The sequence below is a fragment of the Microbacterium sp. P2_F9 genome, assembly GCF_056403635.1.
This window is the reverse complement of the sequence record NZ_JBFUFC010000132.1, coordinates 1-10,506: the sequence shown is the minus strand read 5'-3', so window position 1 is coordinate 10,506 and position 10,506 is coordinate 1. Positions and strand designations below refer to the sequence as shown.

Below are 10,506 nucleotides of genomic sequence, written 5' to 3'. Positions count from 1 at the left end.
CCGTCGTCGCCGCCGGAACCGGCGTGGTCACCCTCGCCGTCGGACGCGACGCCATCGCCCGCGTCGACGGCTGGGGCCACATCATGGGCGACGCCGGCAGCGGGTACTGGATCGGTCGCGAAGCGCTCGACGCGGTCATGCGCGGCTACGACGGCCGGGGACCGGACACCGCGCTCGTCGACGTCGTGCGCGAACGCTGGCCACAGCTGGATCAGGCCTACATCGCACTGCAGGCCACCGACGATCGGGTACGGGTGGTCGCGTCTCTCGCCGCCGACGTCGCGCGGCTGGCGGAAGATGGCGACCCAGTCGCGTTGACCATCACCGAGGCGGCGGGGCAGCAGCTCGCGCTCAGTGTGTCGACCGCGATCGGCAGGGTGGCACTTCCCGACGATCACCTCGTGGTGTGCGCGATCGGCGGCGTCTTCCGCTCGCGGCTGCTCCAGAGCGCGTTCTCGGCCGCGCTGCTCGGCGGCGCGCACGGCGCCGTCATGACGCTCGTCGCGCCCCAGGGCGAAGGCATCGACGGGGCTGTGGCACTCGCAGATCTCCCGCCGGGGCATCCGCTCTCCGCCGGCGTGCACAGCGCGAGAGCGTGATGGCGACGAATCTGCAGACGACTCGTCTGCTCTTCGGCGGCGACTACAACCCGGAGCAGTGGCCGGAGAGCGTGTGGCAGGAGGATGTCGCGCTCATGCAGGAAGCCGGCGTCAACATCGTGACGCTCGGCGTGTTCTCGTGGGCGTTCGTCGAGATCGACGACGACCAGTGGGACTGGGGCTGGTTCGACCGAATCGTCGGGCTGCTCGCCGACGCCGGGATCGGCATCGACCTGGCCACCCCGACGGCGGCGCCGCCCACGTGGCTGCACCGCGCGCACCCCGAGATCATTCCCGTCGACCGACGGGGCGTCCGCTTCCACCAGGGCGGTCGGCTCGGCTGGTGTGCGAGCCAGCCGGTCTGGCACCGCTACTCCACGCGGATCGCCGAGCGCCTCGGCGAGCGCTACGGCGCCCATCCGGCCGTGCGGATGTGGCACGTCGGCAATGAGCTCGGCGGCGGAAACCGCCAGTGCTACTGCGACGAGTCGTCCAAGGCGTTCCGCGAGTGGACGCGCGAGCRCTACGGCACGATCGATGAGCTCAACCGCGCGTGGGGCACCGCCGTGTGGGGACTGCGGTACCGCAGCTTCGACGATGTGATCGCGCCGCTCGCCAGCGAGTCGGGGCAGAACCCCYCGCTGCTGCTCGCGTTCGACCGCTTCAGCTCGGACGCCCTCCTGGACCAGTACCGGCGCGAGCGCGACGCGCTCCGGCGGGTGGGCGTCTCGACGCCTATCACCACCAATCTCATGCTGGGAGTCGGCGGCAGCGTGGCGGACTACGCCGGCTGGGTGGACGACCTCGACATCGTCGCGATCGATCACTACACCGCCATGGCCGACCCTCGGCGCGAGCGCGAATTGGCGTTCGTCGCTTCGCGGGCGCGCGGGCTTGATCGAGGGCGCCCCTGGCTGCTGATGGAGCACTCGGCGAGTGCGGTGAACTGGCAGCCGCGCAACCCGCCGAAGGCGCCGGGCGAGATGACCCGCCACAGCCTCCAGCACATCGCGCACGGCTCGGACGGAGCGCTCTTCTTCCAGTGGCGCGCGTCGGCGTCCGGCGTCGAGCAGTACCACTCCGGGATGGTGCCCCACGCGGGCACGGACACCCGGCAGTGGCGCGAAGTGACGCAGCTGGGCCGCACGCTGGCGGGCCTCAGCGAGGTTGCGGGAAGTCTGGTCGAGGCATCCCGCGTCGCGATCGTCGCCGACATCCCCGCCAAGTGGGCGTGGGAGGAAGGCCAGAAGCCGCTCAACGACTACCCGCTCGAGAGATCGGGCCGGCGGTGGCACGAGGCGCTCTCCGAGCGCGGCCACGGACCGGATGTCGTCGCTCCCGGCGCGGATCTGTCGAGGTACGACCTGCTGATCGTGCCCGGGCTGTACGCCGTCGCCGACGCAGTGGTCGCGGACCTCTCCGCCGCAGCGGAGCGCGGTGCGACGGTCGTCGTCGGACACCTCTCCGGCATCGTCGACGAGGAGAACCGGATCCGGACGGGCGGGTACCCCGGCGCCTTCCGCGACCTCGTCGGCGTGTTCGGCGAGGAGTTCACGCCTCTGCTCGAAGGCGATCGGGTCGCGCTGTCCAACGGTGCGATCGCGATCGACTGGACCGAACGCATTCGTACGATCGATGCCGAGGTCGTCGCCGCCTATACCGAGGGTGCGCTGGCCGGTCTGCCCGCGATCACCTCCCGCCGCGTCGGCGCCGGGCGCGCGTGGTACGTGTCCGCGGACGTGCACGAGGGCTTCGGCGCCCTCGTCGACACGGTCGTTGCTTCCTCAGGCGTCGCGGCGCGGCTGCCCGTCGTGCCGGGAGTGGAGGCTGTGCGCCGCTGCGCGGACGGCACGTCCTGGCTGTTCCTGATCAACCACGGAGCGGCAGCCGCCGATGTTCCCGTCAGGGGACTGGAACTGCTGACCGGCGACTCCGCGGACGGCGTGCTCACAGTCTCCGCAGGGGCGGTGGCGGTCGTCCGTGAGGCACCCTGAGCTGCTTCGACCATGAAAGGAGGGGACGGATGCCGCGGCATCCGTCCCCTCCTTTCGTGTCGGTCAGGAAATACTGTCGACGATCTCGTTGAAGGTCGCGGACGGGCGCATGACGGCCTCGACGAGCTGCGCGTCGGGGCGGTAGTAGCCGCCGATGTCGACCGGCGAGCCCTGCACGGCGAGGAGCTCGGCGACGATCTCCTGCTCGCGCGCGGCGAGCGTCTCGGCGATCGGCGCGAAGACGGCCGCGAGCTCCGGATCGGCGTCCTGCGTGGCCAGCTCCTGCACCCAGTACAGGGCGAGGTAGAAGTGGCTGCCGCGGTTGTCGATCGTTCCGAGCGCGCGCCCCGGCGACTTGTCGTTCTCGAGGAACGTGCCGGTCGCGGCATCCAGCGTGTCGGCCAGCACCTGCGCCTTGACGTTGCCGGTGAAGGTCGCGAGGTGCTCCAGCGAGGCGGCGAGCGCGAAGAACTCGCCGAGCGAGTCCCAGCGCAGGTAGTTCTCCTCGAGCAGCTGCTGCACGTGCTTGGGCGCCGACCCGCCTGCGCCGGTCTCGAACAGTCCGCCGCCGGCGAGCAGGGGAACGATCGAGAGCATCTTGGCGCTCGTGCCGACCTCGAGGATCGGGAAGAGGTCGGTGAGGTAGTCGCGCAGCACGTTGCCGGTCACCGAGATGGTCTCGAGGCCCTCGCGGATGCGGTCCAGCGAGTACTGGGTCGCGGCGGCGGGCGCAAGGATCTCGATGGTGAGGCCCTCGGTGTCGTGCTCCGCGAGGTAGGTCTTCGCCTTGGCGATCAGCGCGGCGTCGTGCGAACGGGTCTCGTCGAGCCAGAACACGGCGGGCGAGCCGGTCGCGCGGGCACGGGTGACCGCGAGCTTCACCCAGTCGCGGATCGCGACATCCTTCGTCTGCGTGGCGCGCCAGATGTCGCCGGGCGCGACGGCGGATTCGAGCAGCACCTCGCCCGCCTGGTTCAGGACCTGCACGGTGCCGGCCGACGCGATCTCGAAGGTCTTGTCGTGGCTGCCGTACTCCTCGGCGGCCTGCGCCATGAGGCCGACGTTCGGGACGGTGCCGATCGTGGCCGGATCCAGCGGACCGTGCGCGATCACGTCGTCGATGGTGGTCTGGTAGACGCTCGCGTACGAGGAGTCCGGGATGACGGCGAGCGTGTCGTCCTCGCCGCCGTCGACGCCCCACAGCTTGCCGCCGTTGCGGATCAGCGCCGGCATCGAGGCATCGACGATGACGTCCGAGGGGACGTGCAGGTTCGTGATGCCCTTGTCGGAGTTCGTGTACGAGAGCCGAGGGCCGCGGGCGAGGTCCGCGGTGATCGCGGCCGCGATCTCGGCGCCGCCGTCGACCGACGGCAGGCCCGCGAGGATCGCGCCGAGTCCGTCGTTCGCGGTGAGCCCGGCCTCGGCGATCTTGTCGCCGTACGTGTCGAACACGTCGGCGAAGAACGCCTTCACGACGTGGCCGAAGATGATCGGGTCGCTGACCTTCATCATGGTCGCCTTGAGGTGCACCGAGTACAGCACGTCGTCGGCCTTGGCCTCGGCGAGCGTGTCGGCGAGGAAGGCGTCGAGCGCGGCGGCCGACAGGAACGTGGCATCGAGGATCTCGCCGGGCAGCACCTTGAGACCGCTCTTCAGAGCGGTGACGGCGCCGTCGGCGGCGACGTGCTGGATCGTGAGGACGTCGTCGGCGGAGATGACGACGGACTGCTCGTTGGACTTGAAGTCGTCGTGACCCATGGTCGCGACACGCGTCTTCGACCCGGCGGCGAAGGCCTTGTTGCGGTGCGGGTGCTTCTTCGCGTAGTTCTTCACCGACAGCGGCGCACGCCGGTCGCTGTTGCCCTCGCGCAGCACCGGGTTCACGGCGGAGCCCTTGATGCGGTCGTAGCGGGCGCGGACGTCCTTCTCCTCGAGCGTCTGCGCGTCGTCCGGGTAGTCCGGGATGTCGAAGCCCTGCGCCTGCAGCTCGGCGATGGCCGCCTTCAGCTGCGGGATCGAGGCCGAGATGTTCGGCAGCTTGATGATGTTCGCCTCGGGGAGCGTGGCGAGGCCCCCGAGCTCGGCGAGCGCGTCGCCCACCTGCTGCTCGGGAGTCAGGTTCTGCGGGAACGCCGCGAGCACACGACCCGCGAGCGAGATGTCGCGGGTTTCGACATCCACCCCCGCCGTGCGCGTCACTGCCTTCACGATCGGCAGGAACGAGGCTGTCGCCAGAGCCGGCGCCTCATCGGTGTGGGTATAGAAAATGGTCGAGTCGGTCACCGGCGCTGCTTTCGTTTCGGGTCGTCATGCCAGACTATCGCACCTCGAAAGTATCTTGATGTCGAGATACTTCGGCATGTGAAATCCACGTTAATGCTGACACTCGAGCGTGCCGGATATCGGGTTTGGCCACTAGCCTGGCCCTATGGGTGACCTCCGGCTCGTAGAACTGTCCGCCGCCACGATCGTGGCGGTCAACAACATGTCGCTCAAACCAGGCCAGGAGCAGTTCCTCGCCCCGATCTCCTATGCCGTCGCCGGCACCGTCGCCAATCCCGCCACGGCGTGGCAGCGCGTCGTGCTCGACGGCGACGACGTCGTGGGATTCGTGAGCGCGAACTTCGATCTCGAGGCGACGCAGGACTACTTCCGTTCGGTGCTGTGGCGCATCAACGTCGACGCCGATGATCAGGGCCGCGGTGTCGGCCGCTTCGCCGTCGCGAAGCTCATCGAAGAAGCGCGCGACCGCGGCATGAGCCACGTGAACGTCATCTACGAGGCGGGTTCGGGCGGGCCGGAGGCCTTCTTCGAGCGCGTCGGCTTCACAGCGGTCGGTGAGACCGAATACGGTGAGGTCATCGCGGAGATCCGGATCTAGCCGCCGCCCGTTCACCCGGGCGCCGGCATTCAGACCGGCGGCGGGGCCTCGAATTCCCCTCCCCCATCGAGACCCCGTCGCCTTTCTCCGCGAGTGCTGCCACTGGTCCTGACTATGGTCGCGCCCGACGCCCCGATGCGCGCGCGGTCGAAACCGCCACACGCGCCCGAACGCATCAACCGCGAGTGGCGGTTTCGGCAGCGCGAACGACGACGAAGCGGATGCCGCGGCCGGCGGTCGTGGCCGGGCCGCGGCATCCGCTCTCAGACGATCAGACGAGCGACTCCCGCCACGCCGCATGCAGCTGCGCGAACTTGCCGGTGCCGCTGATGAGGGTCTCGGGAGTGTCGTCCTCGATGATGCGGCCATGCTCCATCACGAGCACCCGGTCGGCGATCGCCACGGTGGAGAGCCGGTGGGCGATGATGATCGCGGTGCGGTCGGCGAGCAGGGTCTGCAGCGCGTCCTGGATGAGCCGCTCGCTCGGGATGTCGAGCGACGCCGTCGCCTCGTCGAGGATCAGCACCGCCGGATCGGCGAGGAACGCCCGCGCGAACGAGATCAGCTGACGCTGCCCCGCTGAGACGCGGCCGCCGCGCTTGTTGACGTCGGTGCCGTAGCCGTCCGGGAGCTCCTGGATGAAGGCATCCGCTCCCACCGCCCGTGCGGCGGCCCTGATCTCGTCGAGCGTCGCATCCGGCTTGCCGAGCGCGATGTTGTCGGCGACCGTGCCGCTGAAGAGGTACGCCTCCTGGGTGACCATGACGATCGCCCGACGCAGATCCTTCGGATGCAGCGACCGCAGGTCGACGCCGTCGAGCGTCACCTGGCCCCTGGTGGGGTCGTAGAAGCGCGAGACGAGCTTGGCGAGCGTCGACTTGCCGGCACCGGTCGTCCCCACGAGTGCGATGGTCTGACCCGCCGGGATGTCGAGGCGGAAGTCGGGCAGGATGATCCGGTCCTCGCTGTACCCGAAGGTGACGTCCTCGAACCGCAGCGCGCCGCGCGCCTTCCACAGGTCGATCGGGCGGGTGGGATCGGGCACGGTGGGCTCTTCCTCGAGCACGCCCGACACCTTCTCGAGCGCCGCGGTCGCGGACTGGTAGGAGTTCAGGAAGAACGCCACCTCCTGCAGCGGCGAGAAGAAGTTGCGGACGTACAGCACCGCGGCGAGCAGAACGCCGACCTCGAGCGAGCCTTCGGCGACGCGGATGCCGCCCCACAGCACGACGAGCGCTGTCGAGAACGCCGCCACCGCGATGAGGCCGGGCTCGAACGTGCCGAACAGGCGGATCGAGCGGAGGTTGACCTCACGATACTGGCTGGACAGCTCGCCGAACTCCTCGTCGTTGCGCGACTCCTTGCGGAACGCCTTGACGGCGCGGATGCCCGTCATCGTCTCGACGAAGTGCACGATGACCTTCGCGCTGACGGTGCGCGACTCGCGGTAGGCGAGCTGCGAGCGCGTGTAGAACCAGCGCATGAGCAGCCACAGCGGCAGCGCCATGACGACGAGCACCATGCCGCTCTGCCAGTCCAGGAGCATGAGCGCGATGAGCGTGAACCCGCCGTAGAGGATGCCCGACACGAGTTCGTTGAGTCCGCCGTCGAGCAGTTCGCGGATCGAGTCGAGGTCGCTCGTCTGGCGCGAGATGATGCGGCCGGACGTGTACGACTCGTGGAACTCGAGGCTGAGCCGCTGGGTGTGCAGGAAGATGCGCTTGCGCAGGTCGAGCATGACGGCCTGCGTGAGGCGGGCCGCCACGACGACGTACCAGCCGATGAGGGCTGCCCCACCGAGCGCCGAGATCAGGTAGACGCCGACGACCATGGCGGCCGGCATCCAATCCGCTTCTTCGACCGCAGCCGGAAGCGCCGTGTCGATGCCATACGCGATCAGCGCGGGGCCGAGAACCCGCAGCGCGGTCGAGACGACGAGCACCGAGAGGGCCAGCACGAGCTGCCACTTCTGCGGGCTCAGGAGCGACCCGAGCAGGCGCAGCGAACGCGCGCGGATCTGCTTGCTCTCAACCTTGGTGTAGTCGGAGCGGTCTTCGCCCGTGGTGCCGGACACTGTTGCCGTGGTCACAGGGTCACCTCCCTTTCCCGCTCGCGCAGATCAGGTTGTTCGTCGTCGACAGACTCACCGGCCGCACGGGCGGCGATCTCGAGGCTGGAGATGACGTAGCGGTAGTGCTCGCTCGTGCGCAGCAGGTCGGAGTGGGTGCCGACGGCGGTCACGCGACCGGCCTCGAGCAGCGCCACCCGGTCGGCGAGGGCCACCGTCGAAGGACGGTGCGCGACGATGAGCGCGGTCGTGTCGGCGAGCACCCGGCGCAGCGCCTCTTCGACGAGGGCCTCGGTGTCGACGTCGAGCGCCGACAGCGGGTCGTCGAGCACGAGCACGGCGGGCTTGGCCGCCACGGCGCGAGCGAGCGCGAGGCGCTGTCGCTGGCCACCCGACAGCGAGAGCCCCTCTTCGCCGATCACGGTGTCGACGCCGTCCGGCAGGTCGTCCACGAAACCGGCCTGGGCGACGTCCAGCGCTTCGCGCAGCACGGCCTCGGCCTCGGCGCTGCCGGGTTCGAGATCGCGCCCCAGCAGGACGTTGTCACGGACGGATGCCGAGAACAGCGTGGCGTCCTCGAAGGCCATCGACACGTGCGAGCGCAGCTCGCCGAGCGTCAGGTCGCGCACATCGACCCCGTCGAGGGTGACGCGCCCGGCGGTGACGTCGTACAGGCGCGTCGGCAGCGTGGTGAGGGTGGTCTTGCCCGACCCGGTGAGTCCGACCAGGGCCATCGTCTCGCCGGGTTGCAGGACGAGGTCGATGCCGTTGAGCAGATCGCGCTGCGAAGCCGGGGCATCCGGGTAGCGGAAGTGCACACCCTCGAAGGTGAGCGCGCCGTGCGGCTCCGCGATCGTGACCGGGGTCTCCGCATCGATGATCGTGTTCTGCTCGTCGAAGACCTCGAAGATGCGGTCGGTCGCCGTGCGCGCATCGAGGAGGAACGAGTACAGGAACCCGATCGACTCCATCGGCCAGCGCAGGACAGTCGCCATCGCGAAGAACGCGAACAGCTCCGACACGGTGAGCTGACCGAGCACGTTCAGCACGATGCCCGCCGCCAGACAGAGCGCGAACGCGACGTCCGGAAGCACCACGAGCCAGAACCAGACGAGCCCGACCGCGCGAGCCTTGCCCAGCTCGGTCTCACGCAGGGTCTCGGCCTGCTGGGTGAACTTCATCAGGGCGTGCTTGCCCCGGCCGAAGGCCTTGAGCACGCGGATGCCGTGGACGCTCTCTTCGACGGAGGTGGCGAGGTCGCCCGCCTGGTCCTGGCTCTGGCGCGCCAGCGCGCCGTAGCGCTTCTCGAACCGGTAGCCCACGTACCAGATCGGCAGCGAGCAGGCCAGGAAGATCGTCCCGAGCAGCCAGTGCCACCGGAACAGCAGCACCGAGCCCACGCAGATCGTGATGATGTTGACGACGAGGAGGATGACGCCGAAGGCGAGCCAGCGGCGGATGAGGCTGATGTCCTGCATCATCCGCGACAGCAGCTGCCCGGACTGCCACCGGTCGTGGAACGAGACCGGCAGCCGCTGCAGGCGCTGGTAGAAGGTCGTGCGCAGCTCGTACTCGACACGGGTAGCCGGCGTCAGCACGAACCAGCGGCGGGCCCAGACGAGGCCGGCCTCCGCGAGCCCGAGCGCCAGGATGATGCCCGCGCCGAGCAGGATCTGGGCCAGGTCGCCCGACGCGACCGGACCGCCGACGACGACCTCCAGCACGAGCGGGATCGACAGGGCGACGAGCGCCGCACCGAGGGCGCTCACGGCGCCCATGGTCAGGCGCGGCAGCACCGGTTTGGCGAACGGCAGCAGCCGCGCCAGCGCGCGGAGGGTGGAAAGACGAGGGGGCGAGGCGGTGGGAGTCATGATCCTTGCAGGGGGTGACGGATGCCGCGGCTTCGCGGCGGAAAACTGGTKGGGCGTGCGAATGGCACAGGTGGCCGGTGAACCGGTCTGTCGGAGGAAACGCTCGCGGAGCCCGGGCTATGCCGGATCCGCGACGGCGCTCAGGAGAGCAGACCCCCGGCGAGGTGCGCCGTCGTGGGGGCGAAGTCGACCGGCTTGATGGCGATGATTGCCTGGTACATGGCTTCCTCCTCGGATCGACGGGTTGCGGCGCGGACGCGCGACAGCCCTCCAGAATAGACCTGGGAGCCAGCTGTATGCAAGCCGAAAAATCTCCGCGTTCGGCAGGGGTCGCGGTCAGGCGGCCGCTTCGCGCGCGAGCAGCGCGCGCTTGACGTCGAGGCCCCAAGCGAAGCCGCCGAGCGTCCCGTCAGAGCGCAGCACGCGGTGGCAAGGGACGAACAGCGCCGGCGCATTGCGGGCGCAGATGGATGCCGCGGCGCGCACCGCGCTCGGCTGCCCGAGCGCCTCGGCGAAACCGGCATAGCTGAGCGGGGCGCCGGGCACGATGCGCCGGAGTGCGGCCCAGCCGCGCTGCTGCAGCGGGGTGCCGTCCTGCGCGACGGCCACGGCGTCGATCGCCGAGACGTCGCCCTCGTAGTAGGCGCGCACCGCGGCCGCGGCATCCGTCTCCCCCTCGACGACCGTCTCGGGGCGTAGGCGCGGGTGGATGCGCAGTCGCGCAGCCTCGGCGTCGGCGGTCCAGCCGGAGGCGAGCACGCGGCCGCGGTCGTCGGCGATGATCGTGAACGCGCCGTCGGGGGTGTCGATGGTCTGGATCGTGGCGGTCATGCTGTCTGCTCCTTCGAGGGGTGTGTCTTGACGCCGCCTGCCGCGGCGGATGCGGCACGCGGCGGCACCGCCCGCCAGAGGTGCGCGGTGAGGTACGACCGCCACGGCGCGGTGCGCGCGGCCCATTCCGTCAGCCCCACCGGATCGGACGGGATTCCGATGGCGGCGGCGCCGGCGCGCACGGCGACGTCGCCCGGCAGGAACACGTCGGGATCGCCGAGCACACGCATGCGCACGTAGTCGGCGGTCCAGGGGCCGATCC

General features: G+C 69.8%; 7 protein-coding genes and 1 pseudogene. 3 read left to right on the top strand and 5 right to left on the bottom strand.

Going from position 1 to position 10,506, the window contains the following annotated elements; genetic code table 11:
* Together AC1DVT_RS13670 and AC1DVT_RS13665 are read left to right on the top strand one after the other, a co-directional pair.
* A partial coding sequence (locus AC1DVT_RS13670; RefSeq protein ID WP_477389605.1) for an N-acetylglucosamine kinase occupies nt 1–599 on the top strand: 599 nt, incomplete at its 5' end.
* Nucleotides 599–2,593 (top strand): beta-galactosidase, encoded by a 1,995-nt coding sequence (locus tag AC1DVT_RS13665; RefSeq protein WP_477389604.1) that lies wholly within the window; start codon nt 599–601, stop codon nt 2,591–2,593. The genes AC1DVT_RS13670 and AC1DVT_RS13665, both read left to right, overlap by 1 nt.
* A gap of 63 nt (nt 2,594–2,656) precedes the next feature.
* Here AC1DVT_RS13665 and AC1DVT_RS13660 read toward each other — a convergent pair whose 3' ends face one another.
* Nucleotides 2,657–4,876 carry an NADP-dependent isocitrate dehydrogenase gene (locus AC1DVT_RS13660; RefSeq protein WP_477389602.1) on the bottom strand — a complete coding sequence of 740 codons (2,220 nt, stop codon included), beginning with the start codon at nt 4,874–4,876 and terminating at the stop codon, nt 2,657–2,659.
* A 145-nt stretch (nt 4,877–5,021) separates the two neighbouring features.
* Here AC1DVT_RS13660 and AC1DVT_RS13655 point away from each other — a divergent pair, with 145 nt between their 5' ends.
* Complete coding sequence (locus AC1DVT_RS13655) at nt 5,022–5,474, top strand: GNAT family N-acetyltransferase (protein ID WP_457100061.1); 453 nt, start codon at nt 5,022–5,024, stop codon at nt 5,472–5,474.
* A gap of 271 nt (nt 5,475–5,745) precedes the next feature.
* Here the strand turns inward: AC1DVT_RS13655 and AC1DVT_RS13650 are convergent, their stop codons facing one another.
* From AC1DVT_RS13650 to AC1DVT_RS13635, 4 genes and pseudogenes are all read right to left on the bottom strand, one after another.
* The gene (locus AC1DVT_RS13650) at nt 5,746–7,563 is read right to left on the bottom strand and encodes an ABC transporter ATP-binding protein (protein ID WP_477389601.1); all 1,818 of its coding nucleotides are present in this window, start codon (nt 7,561–7,563) and stop codon (nt 5,746–5,748) included.
* Nucleotides 7,560–9,413 (bottom strand): ABC transporter ATP-binding protein, encoded by a 1,854-nt coding sequence (locus AC1DVT_RS13645; protein ID WP_477389600.1) that lies wholly within the window; start codon nt 9,411–9,413, stop codon nt 7,560–7,562. Before AC1DVT_RS13645 ends, AC1DVT_RS13650 begins: the two co-directional genes overlap by 4 nt.
* A 336-nt stretch (nt 9,414–9,749) precedes the next feature.
* On the bottom strand, nt 9,750–10,244 hold the full coding sequence (locus tag AC1DVT_RS13640) for a methylated-DNA--[protein]-cysteine S-methyltransferase (protein WP_477389599.1): 495 nt from the start codon (nt 10,242–10,244) through the stop codon (nt 9,750–9,752).
* Nucleotides 10,241–10,506: pseudogene (locus AC1DVT_RS13635) on the bottom strand (DNA-3-methyladenine glycosylase); the annotation flags it as partial. The pseudogene AC1DVT_RS13635 and the gene AC1DVT_RS13640, both read right to left, overlap by 4 nt.

Coding starts and splice junctions, on each gene's coding strand:
- AC1DVT_RS13655 (WP_457100061.1), top strand. CDS start 5,022: ATGGGTGACCTCCGGCTCGTAGAACTGTCCGCCGCCACGATCGTGGCG.
- AC1DVT_RS13640 (WP_477389599.1), bottom strand. CDS start 10,244: ATGACCGCCACGATCCAGACCATCGACACCCCCGACGGCGCGTTCACG.
- AC1DVT_RS13645 (WP_477389600.1), bottom strand. CDS start 9,413: ATGACTCCCACCGCCTCGCCCCCTCGTCTTTCCACCCTCCGCGCGCTG.